This window comes from Streptomyces chiangmaiensis, from assembly GCF_036281785.1.
GTDB classification, from domain to species: Bacteria; Actinomycetota; Actinomycetes; order Streptomycetales; family Streptomycetaceae; genus Streptomyces; species Streptomyces chiangmaiensis.
The window spans coordinates 58,129-74,757 of record NZ_JAYWVC010000003.1 but is presented as its reverse complement, the minus strand read 5'-3'; the positions used below and the strand labels follow the sequence as shown (position 1 = coordinate 74,757).

Sequence of the window (16,629 nt, the reverse complement as noted above, 5' to 3'; positions counted from 1 at the left end):
CTTCTCATCAATAAGATCCGCCGATGATCATAAGACAACGGCTGGCGACGGGCGTCTGCGCCCTGCTCGCCGCCCTGGCGGCCGGAATAGCCGTCCCGGCCGGCGCCGTCGCCGACGAGACGACGGCCCAGGACGCACCCAAGGTCGATCTCGTCCTCGACGTCAGCGGTTCCATGCGGGCGCAGGACATCGACGGCGGCTCGCGGATGGCCGCGGCGAAACAGGCCTTCAACGAGGTGCTCGACGCGACGCCGGAGGAGGTGCAGCTGGGCATCCGGACACTGGGCGCCAACTACCCGGGCAACGACCGGAAGACCGGCTGCAGGGACACCGCACAGCTCTACCCGGTGGGGCCGCTGGACCGGACCGAGGCCAAGACGGCCGTGGCCACGCTCCAGCCGACCGGTTGGACCCCGATCGGCCCGGCCCTGCTGAAGGCCGCGGACGACCTCGACGGCGGCAACGGCTCGCGCCGCATCGTCCTCATCAGCGACGGTGAGGACACCTGCGCTCCGCTCGACCCCTGTGAGGTGGCCCGCGAGATCGCGGCCAAGGGAATCGGGCTGACCATCGACACTCTGGGGCTGGTGCCCAACGCCAAGCTCAGCAAGCAGCTCAGCTGCATCGCCGAGGCCACCGGCGGCACGTACACCTCGGTGCAGCACAAGGAGCAGCTCTCCGACAAGGTCAACCAGTTGGTGGACCGCACGGCGGACAAGGTGGTCACACCGGTCGCCGTGGACGGCACCGGGCAGTGCGCGACGGCGCCCACACTGAAGTCCGGCCTCTACACGGACCGCGAGGAGTTCGGGCAGCACCGCTACTACCGCGTGGACGTGGCGCCCGGTCAGGAGCTGCGCGCCTCCGTGAGCGTCGCCGACGACCGGCAGGTGAACCCGGATTACGGGGTGACGCTGCGAGCGGTCACCGTGCACGGGCGTGAGATCGTGCGCGGCGAGGCGACCGGCTCAGGCCGCACGGACGTCATGTCGACGGGTCTGCGCTATCCGAAGGCGGAGAGCGACGAGGAGGACGCGCCCGCCGAGACGGTGTGTCTCCAGGTCGCCAACTCCTTCTCGCCCGCAGCCGGTGTGAAGACGACGCCCGGGTTTCCCCTGGAGTTGACCGTCGACGTCGTCGACGGGCCCGACCAGGCGGGCGACGTCGCCTCCTTCGGCCTCGGCCGTGGCTGGTGGCTGCTCGGCGCCCTGGTCCTGATCGGCTTCCTCGCGGGTGTGGTGTGGGGCTGGATTTCGCGCTGGCGGCTCGCGGTCTGGAGGACCAACTGATGGGTATCGGAAGAATTCTGACCACGGTGGCTCTTGTGCTGGGCGCCTCCGTGTCCCCGGCCGTCGCCGACTCCTCGCCGTCCGCGAGCCCGTCCGGCGACAGCGCCGCGCCCACGTCGGCGGGCACGTCGTTCCGTACGGCGACGGAGCTCGAACTGGGGCAGCAGGCCACGGCGAGCGCTTCCACGGGTGACTACCTGTACTGGTCGTTCCCCGCGGACGCCGGACAGCGCCCCACCGTGAAGGCGACGGTGAAGCTGCCCTCGGCGTCCCGGAGCGGGGCGCCGACCTGGCAGTTGGACGTGTACGACGGGCTGCGGCGCCGACAGGCGTGCCAGTACGGCGCGCAGACGCGCACGGCGGCCCAGGGCGCGGCCTCCGTGGACCTGGCCTGCACGCTGCGCACGGTCCGCGCCTGGTCGGAACCTTGGGCCGACGACCCGCTGCCGGGCACGTACTACGTCCGGCTGACTGCCGTGAGCCTCGGTGCCGGGGACCTCGGGCAGCCGGTGGACGCAGAACTCCGGGTGGACTCCAAGGAGATCGGCGGCTCGGCGGCCGTGGACGGATCGCTGGCGCAGCCGCTGGTACCGGGGATCGCGACCACCTCGCAGCAGCAGTCGCCCGAATCGGACGCGGCCGTGCTGTCCTCACTGAAGCCCGACGACGGCTGGGCCTCCGGCTGGTGGTCCGACCGCTGGGTGTGGACCGCGATCGGCGGTGTCCTCGCGGCGCTCGCGGGCATCGGGGGCTATGCACTGACGCGTGGCTCGGGACGGCCGTCGAGGGTGTCGTCGGGCTACTGACACACCGCCGTGCTCATGCGGAAAGGCCCGCCGTGTCCCCCGGCACGGCGGGCCTTTCCGCATCCACCGCGCAGGCGGGAGTGCGGGACGCGCCGGAGGCGCGATTCACTCCCCGCGCAGCATCTTGGCGAGTGTCCCTTCCCCCGACACCTCGACGCGCCCCGCCCGTACGGCCTGATGCAACGTCAAGGTGCCCCGGCCCAGGGCCGCGCACGTGCCCCCGTCGAGGGTCAGCCGGGCGTCGGGTTCCCCGGGGGCCGCGCCGTCGCCGTAGACCGGGCCTTCCTCGGCGCCCAGCCACAGATGGAACTTCCCCTCGTCCAGCCGCACTTCGACCAGCCCCTCCCCCTCCAGCGAGCGCAGCAGCGGCAGCGCGAACCAGTGCGCGCGCACCGCGTCCGTCGGCCTGCGCTCCGCCAGCGCGGGTGCGCCCCAGGTCCCGAGCGCCAGAAGCACCGGAAGCAGGTCCCTTCCGAGAGCGGTGAGTTCGTACACGAACGCGGCCCCGGGCGGCGGCAGCCGCCGCCGTGTGATCAGCCCGTCGCGCTCCATGTCCTTCAGCCGGGACGCCAGGACGTCCGTGCTCACGCCCGGCAGATCCGCGTGCAGATCGGTGTAGCGGCGCGGTCCCGCGAGCAGCTCACGGACGATCAGGAGGGTCCAGCGGTCGCCGACGGCGTCGAGGGCCCGGGCCGTGGAGCAGTACTGGTCGTAGCTTCGGCGAGGTGACATGCGACGCAGTCTAGACATGTTGTTGGACTTTCCAAGCTGCCACTTGGTAAAACCAAGCATCACCAGATGGCGGAGGGGAAGCGGCTCATGGAGTTCCGGCAGTCGAGCAAGCTCAGCGAGGTCTGTTACGAGATCCGCGGCCCGGTGATCGAGCACGCCGACGCGCTGGAGGAGGCGGGCCACAGCGTCCTTCGCCTCAACACCGGCAATCCGGCGCTCTTCGGCTTCGAGGCGCCGGAGGAGATCCTCCAGGACATGATCCGGATGCTGCCGCAGGCGCACGGCTACACGGACTCGCGCGGCATCCTCTCCGCCCGTCGTGCCGTGGCCCAGCGCTACCAGGAGCGGGGCCTGGAGGTCGGCGTCGACGACGTCTTCCTCGGCAACGGCGTCTCGGAACTGGTCTCGATGGCCGTACAGGCGCTGCTGGAGGACGGCGACGAGATCCTCATCCCCGCACCGGACTTCCCCCTGTGGACGGCCGTGACGACCCTGGCGGGCGGCAAGGCGGTCCACTACCTGTGCGACGAACAGGCCGACTGGTATCCCGACCTGGACGACATGGCCTCGAAGATCACCGACCGCACCAAGGCCGTCGTCATCATCAACCCCAACAACCCGACGGGCGCGGTCTACCCGAAGGAGATCATCGAAGGCATCCTCGACCTCGCACGCCGCAACGGCCTGATGGTCTTCGCGGACGAGATCTACGACCAGATCCTGTACGACGACGCCGTGCACCACTCGGCCGCAGCGCTCGCCCCCGACCTGGTGGTGCTCACCTTCTGCGGGCTGTCGAAGACCTACCGGGTGGCGGGCTTCCGCTCCGGATGGCTGGTGGTGACCGGTCCGAAGCAGCACGCCCGCAACTACCTGGAGGGCCTGTCGATGCTGGCCTCCATGCGGCTGTGTGCCAACGCACCTGCCCAGTACGCGATCCAGGCCGCGCTCGGCGGCCGCCAGTCCATCCATGAGCTGACCGCGCCGGGCGGCCGCCTCCACGAGCAGCGCGACCGCGCCTGGGAGAAGCTCAACGACATCCCCGGCGTGACCTGCGTGAAGCCGAAGGGCGCGCTGTACGCGTTCCCGCGCCTCGATCCGAAGGTTCATCGGATCCACGACGACGAGCAGTTCGTCCTGGACCTGCTGCTGCGCGAGAAGATCCAGGTGGTCCAGGGCACCGGCTTCAATTGGCCCGCTCCCGACCACTTCCGCATCCTCACGCTTCCCCATGCGGACGACCTGGAGGCCGCGATCGGGCGGATCGGGCGGTTCCTCAGCGGATACCGCCAGTAGGGAGCGACCGTCTGGCCCAACCCCTCCTGCCGGCGCCGCATGCGTGTGGCACGGTGCCGATAGGCGGAACAGGAAGGGCACGGCGTGGGCGACCTCATTCTCGTCCGGCACGGGGAGACCGAGTGGTCGCTGTCGGGGCGGCACACCGGATGGACCGACGTCCCGCTGACCGACAACGGCCGGGAGCAGGCGCGTCGGCTGGCTCCGCTGATCGCACGGCATCACATCGCGGCGACGTTCGTCAGCCCGATGCAGCGGGCCCTTGAGACCGCCCGGCTGGCCGGCATCGGCGGGGCGCGTGTCGACGCGGACCTGTCCGAGTGGGACTACGGCGGGTACGAGGGGGTCACCACCGTCGAGATCCAGCGGACGCGGCCGGACTGGTTTCTGTTCACCGACGGCGTCACACCCGGGCCGCCCGAGCACCCCGGGGAGAGCCCGGACGAGATCGGGGTGCGTGCGGACCGCATGCTCGCCAAGATAGACGCGGCGCTGGGCGACGCGGAGGGCAGCGTAGTCGTCGTCTCGCACGGCCATTTCCTGCGGGTGCTGACCGCGCGGCGCCTCGGACTGTCCCCGTCGGCGGGCGCGCTGTTCCAGCTCTCCACGGGGACGATGAGCCGGCTGGGCCTGGAACACCGCCGCCACGTCGTGGCCGGCTGGAATGTCAGACCCGACGCGTACTGTTCCCATGGGTCCCTCTCGGCGGGGGAGGCGGGGCCCACAGAGCGCTGACCTCGGGGCCCGGGCCCCGGTTCCCAGGTCCGGTCCGCCCCGGGGGGGGAAGGAGCACCGTCGTGACCCGGCCGCCGACCGCCGCGCAGCGGCGTGTCATCGACACCGCCGATCCCGTGACCGGGCGCCTGAGGGGCACGGACGCCCAGCTGTCCGCACTGGTGAAGCGGGGCCTCGCCTTCAAGCATCCGCGTCCACCGCACGACCACTTCCTGACCCCCGCGGGGCATCGCCTGCGGGAGACGCCCGCCGAGGAGCCGGCGGCTCCGGCCTCGGCCCCGGAGGACTCCGGTGTGTTCGCCCCGCGCGTCGGCGGCGAGGAGGCCGCGCACACCACCTCCGCGCGGCAGCGGGAGGTGCACGGCGCCTGGCAAGGACTGCTGGAGCTGCGCCGGATGACGAATCCTGGCGGCGCCACGGACCGCCCCTGCGACTGGGAGCGTGCGCATCTGGTGCGGGCCGCCGCACTCGCGCTGGAGGCGGCGGGACACCGGCCCGCGCCGGGCGACGGCGAGGGCTACCGGGTACGGGCGACGCCGCAGCCGGAGGCGGTCGCCGTGTACGAAGAGGACCTCACGGCACTGCGCGCCTGCGCCACCACGCTGGAGCGGGCGGGCTGGCAGGTGAGCGAGCACACCGAGCCGAGGACCCGGGCGCGCTACCTACTGGCGTCGCCGCGGCGCACATGAGCCCCATGGGGCGCGAACTTTTCGCTCACCGTGCATGAGTCGGCCTCGGCCGGATGATCGGCACGCGAAGCCCTGACGTAGATTCGTACGTCCCTACGTCCGATGCCGTCACCTTGGAGGAACATCATGGCCGAGTACGCCGCAGAGCCCTTCACCATCGGGGTCACCGTCCGCGGGTACGAGACCGATGCGCTGGGGCACCTCAATCAGAGTGTGTATCTGCAGTACGCGGAGCACGCACGCTGGAGCGTGCTCCAGGCCGCCGGAGTGAACCCGTCCGAGCTGCTCGCCAAGGGGGTCGGGCCGGTCGTCCTGGAAACGACGATCCGCTATCTGCGGGAGCTGCGCGCGGGCGACGAGGTCGAGGTGACGTGCGCCTTCGAGTGGGGCGAGGGCAAGACGTTCCGGGTCGCACAGACGATACGCAAGGCGGACGGCACGGTCTCCGCGGAGGTGGCATCGGTCGGCGGGCTGATGGACCTCGAGGAGCGCAGGCTGGTGGCCGACCCGCAGGGGTACTTCCGGGCACTGGCGGGCGAGCCGAAGGTGTTCGGACTGTGAGGTCCGCGGCCTACGCGCCGAGCGGCTCCGGGCGGTGCTCCGCGTCATGGGCGGCGCGCGCCTCTGCGATGTGACGCCGTCCCTCCCGGCCGGAGTCCCATCTGCTCAGGCCTGTCCGGCGATCCGCGCCAGGCGACGGGCCTCCTCCCGCGTGGAGCGGGCGACGGCGTCCTCGTCGATGTGCAGCAGACGGCCGTTCTCGACAACCGGCTCGCCGTTCACCAGCGAGAGCGTGACCGGGGCCGCCGCGCCGAAGACCAGCGCGGTCACCGGGTCGGCGATCGAGGCGTGGGCCAGGGTGTCGAGCTTCCAGAGCACGAGGTCGGCGAGCTTGCCCCGCTCCAGGGAGCCGATCTCCGCGGAGCGGCCCAGGACCTGGGCACCACCGTACGTGCCCAGGCGCAGTGTCTGACGCGCGTTCAGAGCGGCTTCCCGGTGGGCGCCCAGACGGTTGATCAGCAGCGCGTTGCGCAGCTCGGTGTGGAGTTCACCGGACTCGTTGGACGCCGCGCCGTCCACGCCGAGGCCGACCGGGACGCCGGCGGCGAGCATGTCGGGGACACGGGCGATACCGGCCGCCAGACGGGCGTTGGACGAGGGGCAGTGCGCGACGCCCGTGCGTGTGCGGGCGAAGGCGGCGATGTCGGAGTCGTTCATATGGACGCAGTGCGCCATCCACACGTCCTCGCCGAGCCAGCCGGTGGACTCGAAGTAGTCCGTCGGGTCCATGCCGAACAGCTCGTGGCAGAACTTCTCCTCCTCCACCGTCTCCGACCCGTGGGTGTGCAGCCGCACACCCTTGCGTCGCGCCAACTCCGCTCCTTGGCACAGGAGTTCGGTGCTGACGGAGAACGGGGAGCAGGGCGCCACGGCCACCTGGACCATGGAGTCGAAAGAGGCGTCGTGGTGCTCGTCGACGGTCGCCTCGGTCGCGGCCAGCGCACCCTCCAGGGTCTCCACCGCGAAGTCCGGCGGCAGACCGCCGTCCTTCTCGCTGCGGTCCATGGAGCCACGGGCCAGGGTGAACCGGATGCCCGTCGCGCGGGCGGCGCGGATGATGGCGCCCGACAGGTCGCCGGTACCCTTCGGGTGGACGTAGTGGTGGTCCATGGCGGTGGTCACGCCGCCGCGGACCATCATGGCCAGTGAACCCTGTGCGGCCGCGTTCACCATGGGCTCGTCGATGCGCGCCCAGATCGGATAGAGCGCCACGAGCCAGTCGAACAGGTTGTGGTCCGTGGCCAGGCCCCGGGTGATCCACTGGTAGAAGTGGTGGTGGGTGTTGACCAGGCCCGGGGTGACGAGGTGACCGGACGCGTCGACGCGCCGCACGACGTTCTCCAGGCCCTCGGGCGCCTTGCCCGCGCCGACCGCCTCGATACGGTTCCCGGCGATGACGACATGGCCCGAGGTGTACTCGGTGTCGTCGGCGTCCACGGTCGCGATCGCACCGTTCTCGATGACGATGCGCTGGGCTGCTGCCACGGTTCGTCCTTTTCGCTCTGTGGAGAGGGCACGGCAGGACCCCGGGAGTTTGAGTGCCGCGGCCCGGGGGCCACGGGTGCCGAAGGAGGAGGGTGCCCCCGGACGACCGGGGGCACCGGTTCGTCAGAGATCGGTGAGGTCCACCGGGATCCTCGCCTCGCACCCGTCCCGCAGGACGGTGGCCTCGATCAGGCCGTACGGGCGGTCGGCGGCGACGTACACCTCGTTGTCGTTCTTCAGCCCGAATGGCTCGAGGTCCACCGGGAAGTGGTGTTTGTTCGGCAGCGAGAAGCGGACCTCGTCGATCTCGTCGCGGTGGTCGATGATGCGTGCCCCCATCTGGTACAGCGTCTGCTGCAGCGACAGGGAGTAGGTCTCGGCGAAGGCCTGGAGCAGGTGCTTCCTGGTCTGCTCGTAGGACTTCTCCCAGTCGGGCATCTCCCGTGCGTCGTCGGTCCAGTTGAACCGCCAGCGTCCGGAGACCTCGGTGGCCAGGATGCGGTCGTATGCCTCGGGCAGCGTCGTGTACTTGTCCTTGACGTAGCCCCAGAACTCGGAGTCGGTCGAGTTCATCACGACGAGGTCCTTCAGACCCGAGACGACCTCCCACTTCTCACCGTCGTACGTGATCTGGGCCAGCCGTGTCTCCCGGCCCTCGCGGACGAAGGAGTGGGCGCCTTCCCGGGAGGTCTCGATCCGGTCCCAGGCGTACTCCTCGATACGGATGCGCGCCCGGTGGATGGGCTCCTGCGAGGTCACGAAGTGCCGGGCGAGGTGGATGCCGAACTGCTCGGCGGACTCGATGCCGTACTCCTTGGCGAACGCGTACACCGTGTTCTTGGTGGTGTCGGTCGGCAGGACGTGGGCGTTCGAGCCGGAGTAGTGGACCTCCTCCATGGCGCCGGAGAGCGACACCGACACATTGAGGTCCTTGACGTGATGGGTGGCGCCGTCTCTCGTGATCTTGACGACGCGGTTCTCCGCCTTGCCGTACTGGTTCTGTCCCAGCACCGCAGGGCGGGCCGGGTGGGAATGAACTGCCATGGTGTCCGCTAGCTCCCTCGGTATACGCAGTAGCCGAACGGGTTGAGCAGCAGCGGTACGTGGTAGTGCTCGCCCGGTACGACCGCGAACGTGATCGCCACTTCCGGGAAGAACGCTCCTGGCGCACCACTGTCCCGATTCGCGGGGGCGTCCTGCTGCGCATCGGCTTGCTTCTTGTCGAAGTACGCCTCGACGGCGAAGTCGAGCCGTACATGGGTCGTGCCCTCCGGCGAGGCCGGGAGGTCCTTGCACCGGCCGTCCGCGTCCGTCGCGGAGGCGCCGAGCATCCGCCAGTCCGCGTCCCGGCCCGAGCGGGCGAAGAGACGGACGGCGACGCCCTCGGCGGGGCGGCCGACGCTGGTGTCCAGGATGTGCGTGGACACGGAGGCGGTGGTCTCGGTGCTCATACGCTGTCCTCTTCAGACGGTGTCCAGCAGTCGGGCGAGCCGAATACGGTTGATCATGCCCAGTTCGGTCCGGACGATCTCCCGCTCCTGCTCCGGCGCGTTGCCGATCCGCTCCTTGACCGCGTCCCGCATCTGCTCTCCGGTCTTCCCGGTCGCGCAGATGAGGAAGACATGGCCGAACTTCTCCTGGTACGCAAGGTCGAGTTCGAGCATCTCCGCCCTGAGTTCCCCGGAGGCGCCGGCCATGCCGCGCTGTTCCCGGGCCGAGACGGGATCCCCGGCCGTGGGGCGGCCGATCGGGGGGTGCCCGGCCATCGCCTCGTCCAGGTCCGCCGCGGTCAGTTCGGCCATGGCGGCGTCGCTCGCGGCGTGGAGGTCCTCGGCGGCGGCGTAGGGGCGTGCGGCGAGCAGCCGCCCGGCCCACGCCGTGGAGGCGCACACCTCGAGGAGTACGGCCAGAGCCGCACGCTCCTCCAGGGCGTTGAACCGGGCGAGGCCCGGCGGCGTGGAAGTCGACGTCACAGGGGGCCTCCGTGACTTGGGGGCTGAACGGCTTGCGAACAGCTAACGCCCACGCGCGAGCGCCGTCAACACTTTGTTGAAAATCCGGAGCGGTGAGAGGCGGAGCGCGCGAGCCGCCGCCCGGGCGCCCGGGCGGCGGCTCGCGGCAGGCCCCGGGAAGGAACGCCGGAGCCCGGTCAGGACCCCTTCTCGCGGTTGAGGTAGTTGTAGACGGTGAAGCGGCTCACGCCGAGGGCGCTCGCGACGGTCTCCACCCCATGGCGCACGGAGAAGGCACCGCGCGCCTCCAGTATCCGTACGACCTCCTGCTTGGCCTTGCGGTCCAGCTCGGCCAGCGGCGTGCCGCGCTTGCGCTCCATCGCGGCCAGGATGTGATCCAGCGAGTCGGCGAGTTGGGGCAGACGCACGGCGACGACGTCCGCGCCCTCCCAGGCGAGCACGACATCGTCCGGGTCTGCCTGGCCGGGGGGCAGCATCTCGCCGCCCATGGCGTCGACCAGAGGCTTCACGGCCGCGATGAACGGCTCGTCACCGATGCCGGTCACTCCCCCTCCTCGATCACATTGACCTGCAGCGAGATCCGGGTGGCTCCGGCCGCCAGGGTCTTGCGCAGCACGGCGTCGACGGCACCGAGCACCGCGTCGGCGCCACCCTCCGCGGTGTTGCCGAACGGGCCCACGTCCACGGCGTCCAGCCCGGCCGAACCGATGACCTCCCGTGCGACCAGCGCATGCGCGGGCGCCTCGTCAAGGTCGAAGGGCTCGGTCGTGAACTCCACTCTCAATCGCACCTGTGCCCCCATGGCATCTCCTCCCACCCGCGCGTGCCGCCAGGTCCACCGTCGGGGTCGGACCGCCCCGGCCGCCTGCTGAGACCTTAACGGACCCCTCCGGGGGCCTCACCTCCCGAAATCTGGCGGCGGGGGCCGGGGATAGGGGCCCGGATCGCACGCGGCTCACATGGGCGCACTTTTTCGTGAGTGCCCTTGACACCTTCACACTCCGGCGGCAGGCTTCCATTAAGCAGAAACATACTTCCGGAATACGGAAAAGGAGCGGCGCCCCGATGGGATTCGCAGACCAGCGCTTCAACGTCAACCTGTCGATCCTCTTCACGGAGCTCCCCCTCCTGGAACGTCCGGCGGCCGCCGCCGCGGCGGGCTTCACCGCGGTCGAGCTGTGGTGGCCCTGGGTCGACTCCCCGACCCCGGAGCAGTCCCGGCTCGACGCCCTGAGAAAGGCGATCGAGGACGCGGGGGTGCTGCTGGCGGGCCTGAACTTCTACGCCGGGCAGCTTCCGGGCCCGGACCGCGGCGCCCTGTCGGTCCCGGGCGAGGAGTCAAAGAAGTTCCGCGCCAACGTCGACGTCGCGGCGGACTTCGCCCAGTCCCTCGGCTGCAAGGCGCTGAACGCGCTGTACGGCAACCGCGTCGACGGCGTGGACCCCGCCGCGCAGGACGCGCTCGCCCTGCAGAACCTGGCGCTCGCGGCACGGGCCGCGGAGCGTGTCGGGGCCGTGTTGCTGATCGAGGCCCTGAACAGGCCCGAGTCACCGCTGTACCCGTTGGTCAGCGCCCCCTCCGCGGTGGGGATCGTGGACAAGGTCAACGCCACGACCGGGCTCGGCAACACGAAGTTCCTGATGGACCTCTACCACCTGTCGATGAACGGCGAGGACCTGCCGTCGGTGATCGAGCGGTACGCGTCGAGGACCGGCCACGTCCAGATCGCCGACAACCCCGGCCGCGGCGCCCCTGGCACGGGTTCCCTCCCCCTCGAGGACCTCCTCGACCAGTTGGCCAAGGCGGGTTACGAGGGCTGGGTCGGGCTGGAGTACAAGCCGGGGGACACACCGAGCGCCGCGGCCTTCGACTGGCTGCCGGCCCACGCACGCGCCGCCCGCTGAGCGGCAACCCACCGACGTATCGCAGTAGTCAGAGAGGCACCCCATGACCACCACGCTCCCCAAGATCGCCTGGATCGGCCTCGGCATCATGGGCTCCCCGATGTCCGAGAACCTGATCAAGGCGGGATACGACGTCACCGGCTACACCCTGGAGCAGGAGAAGCTGGACCGCCTGACCGCCGCCGGCGGCACCGCGGCCGGTTCCGTCGCCGAGGCCGTCCGGGGCGCCGATGTCGTGATCACCATGGTGCCCGCCTCCCCGCAGGTCGAGGCCATCGCACACGGCCCGGACGGCATCCTGGAGAACGCCCGGCCCGGCGCACTCCTGATCGACATGTCCTCGATCACGCCGCAGACCTCCATCGATCTGGCGGCGGCCGCCGGGGAGAAGGGCATCCGGGTGCTCGACGCCCCGGTCTCCGGTGGTGAGGCCGGTGCCGTCGAGGCCGTACTGTCGATCATGGTCGGCGGTGACCAGGCCGACTTCGACTCGGCTCGGCCGATCTTCGAGACGCTGGGCAGGACCATCGTGCTGTGCGGTCCGCACGGCTCGGGCCAGACGGTGAAGGCCGCCAACCAGCTGATCGTCGCCGTGAACATCGAGGCGTGTGCCGAGGCCGTGGTCTTCCTGGAGAGGTCGGGCGTGGACCTGAAGGCGGCGCTCGACGTCCTGGGCGGCGGTCTCGCCGGCTCCACCGTGCTGGCCCGCAAGAAGGACAACTTCCTGGCCCGCGACTTCAAGCCGGGCTTCCGCATCGACCTGCACCACAAGGACATGGGCATCGTCACGGACGCGGCCCGGGCCGTCGGGGCGGCCATCCCGGTGGGCGCCGTGGTCGCCCAGCTGGTCGCCAGTCTGCGTGCGCAGGGCGACGGCGGGCTGGACCACTCGGCCCTGCTGCGCGGTGTGGAACGCCTTTCCGGCGAGCAGGTCTGACACCTGCGAGACCTCCGGGCCGCGGCGGCGCCGACAACTGTCCTGTCGCGCCCAGGCGCCGCCACGGCCCGGAACCACCTTCGACGAACCCGAAGCCGCGTCCGGACCCTGACGGAAGGTCGGGAAGCGGACGCATGGCCCGTCACCACCGAGCGACCCGGATGAGGGGTGGTCGCCCGACCCGGCGGCGGGTGGGGGGAGGGCCGCGGCGGCGTGCGAGCCAGTGCGGTGGTGAAGGACCGGGACCTGCCTCTCGACCTGAGGGAGGCTCGCCCGGACCGTCGCACCCGCCGCGGTCCCCACTCATGGACGCATGAGAGCGCCGGATACGGAACGCGGCGTATCCGGCGCTCTCGGTGCACCCGGGTGCGGACCCGGCCCGGCGGCAGGAGCCTGAAGACATGGAGAACTCAACGGAGCATCCGCACATCGTGGTGCATTCGCCGGCCCTGGACGGCTCGCGACGGGTCACCGAGGGCGATGTGACCCTCGGGATCGCCAGCCACCTGGACGATGTCGTCGAGATCCTGCGCCTGGCCGATCTGGACCGGATCGAGGTCGAGGAGAGCGACCTCATCGAGTGGCAGGGCGGCGGGCCCGACGACTGGCCGGGACTGTCGGAGCACGACGTCGACTGAGTCCGTCCAGGTACGCGGGCGTACACCGTCCACGCAACCCTCAAATCAACCTCTGAACACCACCCGGGATGCTTCAACTCCCCATGAGTCCGGGCAGATTACCGGCACGCGGGGCCCGCCGGCACGGGGGCGGCGGGCCCCGCCTCGTTCGGAGGATCCCATGGGCGAGGCTGCGACGATCCGGCTGGAACCGCACGAGATCGCGTTTCTGCGGGGCGGTCCGCGCGCCGCCCTCACGGTCGCCGTGCTCGACCTGCATCTGCGAGGCGCCGTCGAGGCGGGCCGGGCGGGCACGATGCGGTCCACGCGGGCGCTCGGCGACGCGGGGCAGTCCGTGCCCAGGCTCACGAAGGCGGTGCGTTCCGCGCTCTACCGGCCCGCGGGGATGGGGCAGTTGTCGGAGCGGCGGGGCGTGCGGAGCGCGCTGACCGAGCTGCGCGGGGAGCTCGTGGCGGCCGGCCTGCTGCGCGGCTTCCTGCGCGGCCCTACATGGACGGCACGGCGCACTCTGCGGTCGCTGCGTACCCGGGAGCCGCTTCCCGCGTACAGGAAGGGCCTGTTGCACGACGAACTGCTGCTCGCCGTCGCGCTGTACGGAGACCGGGCGCTGACCTCGCTCGTGCCGCGCTTCGCCCGTGAGGCCGGGCTCGTCGGGCGTGCCGGGACCACGGAGCTGGAGCTCCGGCCGGGCTGGGGCGCAAGCGGTGGCGGCGGGGACAGCGGCTGCGGGACGGCATGAGGACAGCCGTGCGGGGCGGCCGGTCGCATGCACCGGCCGCCCCCTGTGACGATCCGGTCAGACCTTCAGCGTCCTGATGGACGTGGGCGCGTGGCGCGGTTCCGTGGCGATCTCCTCGAACTCGACCACATGGGAGATGTCGTTGGTGGTCGACATCGAGATGTTGGTGACGCGCTCCAGGATCGCCTCGACGACGACCGGCACCCGGTGCTCGGCGGCGAGTTTCTTGGCCTGCTCGAAGGCGGCGCCCAGCTCGTTCGGGTCGGTCACCCGGATCGCCTTGCAGCCCAGGCCCTCGGCGACCTTCACATGGTCGACGCCGTAGACGCCGAGCTCCGGCGAGTTGATGTTCTCGAACTCCAGATTGACCTGGAAGTCGATGTCGAACGCCCGCTGTGCCTGGCGGATCAGGCCCAGGTAGGAGTTGTTCACCAGGACGTGGATGTACGGGATCCGGTGCTGTGCCCCGACGGCCAGCTCCTCGATCATGAACTGGAAGTCGTAGTCACCGGACAGGGCGACCACGGACGCCTCCGGGTCGGCCTTGGCGACGCCGAGCGCGGCGGGGACGGTCCAGCCGAGCGGTCCGGCCTGCCCGCAGTTGATCCAGTGGCGCGGCTTGAAGACGTGCAGCATCTGGGCGCCGGCGATCTGCGAGAGGCCGATGGTGGAGACGTACCGGGTCTCGGGACCGAAGGCCTTGTTCATCTCCTCGTAGACGCGCTGCGGCTTGATGGGGATGTCGTCGAAGTGTGTGCGGCGCTGGAGGCGGCCCCTCTTCTCCTGGGCGGCGGCGGCCCAGTCGGAGCGGTCGGGCAGCCCGCCCGCCGCCTTCGACTCCCGTGCCGCCTCGACGAACAGCTCGAGGGCCGCCTTGGCGTCGGAGGTGATGCCGTAGTCCGGGGCGAAGATCTTGCCGATCTGGGTGGGCTCGATGTCCACGTGGACGAACGTGCGGCCCGCCGTGTAGACGTCGAGCCTGCCGGTGTGGCGGTTGGCCCAGCGGTTGCCGATGCCGAGCACGAAGTCGGATTCCAGGAACGTCGCGTTGCCGTAGCGGTGCGAGGTCTGCAGGCCGACCATTCCGGCGTTCAGCTCGTGGTCGTCGGGGAGGACGCCCCAGCCCATCAGCGTCGGGACGACCGGAGTGCCCGTCAGTTCTGCGAATTCCACGAGGAGTTCGGCGGCGTCGGCGTTGATGACACCGCCCCCGGCCACGATGAGCGGGCGCTCGGAGGCATTGAGGAGCGCCATCGCCTTGTCGATCTGGGCGCGGGTCGCGGCGGGCTTGTAGACCGGCAGCGGCTCGTACGTCTCCGGGTCGAACTCGATCTCGGTGAGCTGGACGTCGACCGGCAGGTCGACGAGGACCGGACCGGGGCGACCGGAGCGCATCAGGTGGAAGGCCTGCTGGAAGACTCCGGGGACCTGTGCCGCCTCCAGCACGGTGACGGCCATCTTCGTGACCGGCCGCGCGATCGACGCGATGTCGACGGCCTGGAAGTCCTCCTTGTGGATGACCGCGGTCGGCGCCTGGCCGGTGATGCAGAGGATCGGGATCGAGTCGCCGGTCGCGGAGTAGAGCCCGGTGATCATGTCGGTCCCGGCCGGGCCCGAGGTGCCGATGCAGACGCCGATGTTGCCGGGGTGCGTACGGGTGTAGCCCTCCGCCATGTGGGAGGCGCCCTCGACATGGCGGGCGAGCGTGTGCTGGATCCCGCCGGCCGCCTTCAGGGCCGCGTAGAAAGGGTTGATCGCCGCACCCGGGACCCCGAACGCGTTGCTGACGCCCTCGCGCTTGAGGATCTCGACTGCCGCGCGGGCAGCGGTCATACGAGCCATTGAGTACTCCTGCTTCGGCTGTCGGACTCGCGCTCCCGTCGCGCCCCGCGGTGAGCACTTTCGTAATGTGGAATTTTGTTTCTACTATCTGGAAGCAATGTAGGTGGGCGGGCCGGAGGCGTCAAGGGCGGAGGGTCCTCGGATTCCCGGTTGACGAAGCGAAGGACAAGCAGGGCGCCGCGGGAGCACCATGGGAGCGCTGTCCGACCTGACGCCTTGGAGTGGGCCATGCCCGAGAGCGTGCCGGTGTGCTGCCCGGCCTGTCGGCGCGAGCACCTCTACACCGCGCCGGCCTATCCGTGCCCGTGCGGCGCACCCGTCACCCCGCCGCTGGACCGCCTCTCGGCACCTCGCGTCGTCACCCGTCACACCTGGGACGACGCCTGGGTCACCGTCCGCTGTGGGACCTGCGGCCGCGCGGACCAGTGGCCTCGTCCGGAGCTGGGCTGCCCGTGCGGAACGATCCTCCTGATGCCGGTGCACCGCGAACCGCGACCGCCGGCGCCGTCCGCCCCGATGGACGCGGGCGCCGCCGACCCGGACACGGAGGTGACACGGGGAGAGGGAGAGGGCCTGGCGCCCCCGGTGCGTGGCGGGAGCGGCGCGTCGCCCCGCGGCGCCTTCCGGCCCGTCGCCATCCGCACCGCGCGGGACGCCGTCACCGCCGCCGCGCTGTATCTGCGCTGGCTCGGCTACCGCCGCATCCGGCGCGCCGACCAGCGGCAGCCGAACGGGATCGGACTCGCGGCACGGGGGATCCTTGCGCAGGTGGACCCGACGGTGCACCCGGCCACGCTGCGGGACGTGGAGTGCCTGTGGCTGACCGCCATGTCCGCGTCCGTCCGTTGCGCCTACTTCTCGCTCGCGGGCTACGACGACGACGCCCGTTACGTCGCCGACCGTCTCGCCGTCCCGCTCTTCGTCCTCGACCTCACCGGCACACCACAGCCGGTGAACGACCCAGCCGACGAACTGGCCGCCGGCCGGGCCTGAGGGCCGCCC

General features: G+C 70.8%; 19 protein-coding genes. 11 read left to right on the top strand and 8 right to left on the bottom strand.

Annotated features, from left to right (window positions below):
• Nucleotides 1–23: 23 nt before the first annotated feature.
• Together VXC91_RS01980 and VXC91_RS01975 are read left to right on the top strand one after the other, a co-directional pair.
• The gene (locus VXC91_RS01980) at nucleotides 24–1,289 is read left to right on the top strand and encodes a VWA domain-containing protein (RefSeq protein WP_329504597.1); all 1,266 of its coding nucleotides are present in this window, start codon (nucleotides 24–26) and stop codon (nucleotides 1,287–1,289) included.
• On the top strand, nucleotides 1,289–2,095 hold the full coding sequence (locus VXC91_RS01975) for a hypothetical protein (protein ID WP_329504595.1): 807 nt from the start codon (nucleotides 1,289–1,291) through the stop codon (nucleotides 2,093–2,095). Before VXC91_RS01980 ends, VXC91_RS01975 begins: the two co-directional genes overlap by 1 nt.
• 105 nt (nucleotides 2,096–2,200) lie before the next feature.
• On the opposite strand, the gene VXC91_RS01970 is transcribed toward VXC91_RS01975, so the two are convergent.
• Nucleotides 2,201–2,845: a winged helix-turn-helix transcriptional regulator gene (locus VXC91_RS01970; protein ID WP_329504594.1), complete on the bottom strand. Its 645-nt coding sequence runs from the start codon at nucleotides 2,843–2,845 to the stop codon at nucleotides 2,201–2,203.
• Between the two features lie 69 nt (nucleotides 2,846–2,914).
• Here VXC91_RS01970 and VXC91_RS01965 point away from each other — a divergent pair, with 69 nt between their 5' ends.
• From VXC91_RS01965 to VXC91_RS01950, 4 genes are all read left to right on the top strand, one after another.
• The gene (locus VXC91_RS01965) at nucleotides 2,915–4,123 is read left to right on the top strand and encodes a pyridoxal phosphate-dependent aminotransferase (RefSeq protein ID WP_329504672.1); all 1,209 of its coding nucleotides are present in this window, start codon (nucleotides 2,915–2,917) and stop codon (nucleotides 4,121–4,123) included.
• A gap of 84 nt (nucleotides 4,124–4,207) precedes the next feature.
• On the top strand, nucleotides 4,208–4,858 hold the full coding sequence (locus tag VXC91_RS01960) for a histidine phosphatase family protein (protein ID WP_329504593.1): 651 nt from the start codon (nucleotides 4,208–4,210) through the stop codon (nucleotides 4,856–4,858).
• A 62-nt stretch (nucleotides 4,859–4,920) separates the two neighbouring features.
• A complete protein-coding gene (locus tag VXC91_RS01955; RefSeq protein ID WP_329504591.1) occupies nucleotides 4,921–5,547 on the top strand; it encodes a hypothetical protein in 627 nt (208 codons plus the stop codon).
• Between the two features lie 126 nt (nucleotides 5,548–5,673).
• Nucleotides 5,674–6,108 (top strand): acyl-CoA thioesterase, encoded by a 435-nt coding sequence (locus tag VXC91_RS01950; RefSeq protein ID WP_329504589.1) that lies wholly within the window; start codon nucleotides 5,674–5,676, stop codon nucleotides 6,106–6,108.
• A 105-nt stretch (nucleotides 6,109–6,213) separates the two neighbouring features.
• Here the strand turns inward: VXC91_RS01950 and VXC91_RS01945 are convergent, their stop codons facing one another.
• The 6 genes from VXC91_RS01945 to VXC91_RS01920 form a co-directional block, all read right to left on the bottom strand.
• Nucleotides 6,214–7,593 carry an 8-oxoguanine deaminase gene (locus tag VXC91_RS01945; RefSeq protein WP_329504588.1) on the bottom strand — a complete coding sequence of 460 codons (1,380 nt, stop codon included), beginning with the start codon at nucleotides 7,591–7,593 and terminating at the stop codon, nucleotides 6,214–6,216.
• A 123-nt stretch (nucleotides 7,594–7,716) separates the two neighbouring features.
• Complete coding sequence (gene pucL / locus VXC91_RS01940; RefSeq protein WP_329504587.1) at nucleotides 7,717–8,637, bottom strand: factor-independent urate hydroxylase; 921 nt, start codon at nucleotides 8,635–8,637, stop codon at nucleotides 7,717–7,719.
• An 8-nt stretch (nucleotides 8,638–8,645) separates the two neighbouring features.
• Nucleotides 8,646–9,044, bottom strand: a complete 399-nt coding sequence (uraH, locus tag VXC91_RS01935; protein ID WP_329504586.1) for a hydroxyisourate hydrolase — start codon at nucleotides 9,042–9,044, stop codon at nucleotides 8,646–8,648.
• A 12-nt stretch (nucleotides 9,045–9,056) separates the two neighbouring features.
• A complete protein-coding gene (uraD, locus tag VXC91_RS01930; protein WP_329504585.1) occupies nucleotides 9,057–9,566 on the bottom strand; it encodes a 2-oxo-4-hydroxy-4-carboxy-5-ureidoimidazoline decarboxylase in 510 nt (169 codons plus the stop codon).
• A 176-nt stretch (nucleotides 9,567–9,742) separates the two neighbouring features.
• A complete protein-coding gene (locus VXC91_RS01925) occupies nucleotides 9,743–10,111 on the bottom strand; it encodes a helix-turn-helix domain-containing protein (protein ID WP_329504584.1) in 369 nt (122 codons plus the stop codon).
• Entirely contained in the window at nucleotides 10,108–10,356 is a 249-nt protein-coding gene (locus VXC91_RS01920; protein ID WP_329504670.1) for a hypothetical protein, read from the bottom strand. The genes VXC91_RS01925 and VXC91_RS01920 overlap by 4 nt, the downstream gene beginning before the upstream one ends.
• Nucleotides 10,357–10,631: 275 nt before the next feature.
• Here VXC91_RS01920 and VXC91_RS01915 point away from each other — a divergent pair, with 275 nt between their 5' ends.
• The 4 genes from VXC91_RS01915 (at nucleotide 10,632) to VXC91_RS01900 (ending at nucleotide 13,785) form a co-directional block, all read left to right on the top strand.
• Nucleotides 10,632–11,471: a TIM barrel protein gene (locus VXC91_RS01915; RefSeq protein ID WP_329504583.1), complete on the top strand. Its 840-nt coding sequence runs from the start codon at nucleotides 10,632–10,634 to the stop codon at nucleotides 11,469–11,471.
• A gap of 43 nt (nucleotides 11,472–11,514) precedes the next feature.
• Nucleotides 11,515–12,408, top strand: coding sequence for a 2-hydroxy-3-oxopropionate reductase (locus VXC91_RS01910; protein WP_329504582.1), 894 nt, complete (start codon nucleotides 11,515–11,517; stop codon nucleotides 12,406–12,408).
• Between the two features lie 401 nt (nucleotides 12,409–12,809).
• A complete protein-coding gene (locus tag VXC91_RS01905) occupies nucleotides 12,810–13,046 on the top strand; it encodes a hypothetical protein (RefSeq protein ID WP_329504581.1) in 237 nt (78 codons plus the stop codon).
• Entirely contained in the window at nucleotides 12,949–13,785 is an 837-nt protein-coding gene (locus tag VXC91_RS01900; RefSeq protein ID WP_329504669.1) for a TIGR04222 domain-containing membrane protein, read from the top strand. Before VXC91_RS01905 ends, VXC91_RS01900 begins: the two co-directional genes overlap by 98 nt.
• A 57-nt stretch (nucleotides 13,786–13,842) precedes the next feature.
• Here VXC91_RS01900 and gcl read toward each other — a convergent pair whose 3' ends face one another.
• Complete coding sequence (gene gcl, locus VXC91_RS01895; protein ID WP_329504580.1) at nucleotides 13,843–15,627, bottom strand: glyoxylate carboligase; 1,785 nt, start codon at nucleotides 15,625–15,627, stop codon at nucleotides 13,843–13,845.
• Nucleotides 15,628–15,855: 228 nt separating this feature from the next.
• Here gcl and VXC91_RS01890 point away from each other — a divergent pair, with 228 nt between their 5' ends.
• Nucleotides 15,856–16,620, top strand: coding sequence for a hypothetical protein (locus VXC91_RS01890; protein ID WP_329504579.1), 765 nt, complete (start codon nucleotides 15,856–15,858; stop codon nucleotides 16,618–16,620).
• The last annotated feature ends 9 nt before the right edge of the window (nucleotides 16,621–16,629 follow it).

Coding starts and splice junctions, on each gene's coding strand:
- VXC91_RS01980 (WP_329504597.1), top strand. CDS start 24: ATGATCATAAGACAACGGCTGGCGACGGGCGTCTGCGCCCTGCTCGCC.
- VXC91_RS01975 (WP_329504595.1), top strand. CDS start 1,289: ATGGGTATCGGAAGAATTCTGACCACGGTGGCTCTTGTGCTGGGCGCC.
- VXC91_RS01970 (WP_329504594.1), bottom strand. CDS start 2,845: ATGTCTAGACTGCGTCGCATGTCACCTCGCCGAAGCTACGACCAGTAC.
- VXC91_RS01965 (WP_329504672.1), top strand. CDS start 2,915: ATGGAGTTCCGGCAGTCGAGCAAGCTCAGCGAGGTCTGTTACGAGATC.
- VXC91_RS01950 (WP_329504589.1), top strand. CDS start 5,674: ATGGCCGAGTACGCCGCAGAGCCCTTCACCATCGGGGTCACCGTCCGC.
- pucL (WP_329504587.1), bottom strand. CDS start 8,637: ATGGCAGTTCATTCCCACCCGGCCCGCCCTGCGGTGCTGGGACAGAAC.
- uraH (WP_329504586.1), bottom strand. CDS start 9,044: ATGAGCACCGAGACCACCGCCTCCGTGTCCACGCACATCCTGGACACC.
- VXC91_RS01915 (WP_329504583.1), top strand. CDS start 10,632: ATGGGATTCGCAGACCAGCGCTTCAACGTCAACCTGTCGATCCTCTTC.
- VXC91_RS01910 (WP_329504582.1), top strand. CDS start 11,515: ATGACCACCACGCTCCCCAAGATCGCCTGGATCGGCCTCGGCATCATG.
- VXC91_RS01905 (WP_329504581.1), top strand. CDS start 12,810: ATGGAGAACTCAACGGAGCATCCGCACATCGTGGTGCATTCGCCGGCC.
- gcl (WP_329504580.1), bottom strand. CDS start 15,627: ATGGCTCGTATGACCGCTGCCCGCGCGGCAGTCGAGATCCTCAAGCGC.
- VXC91_RS01890 (WP_329504579.1), top strand. CDS start 15,856: ATGCCCGAGAGCGTGCCGGTGTGCTGCCCGGCCTGTCGGCGCGAGCAC.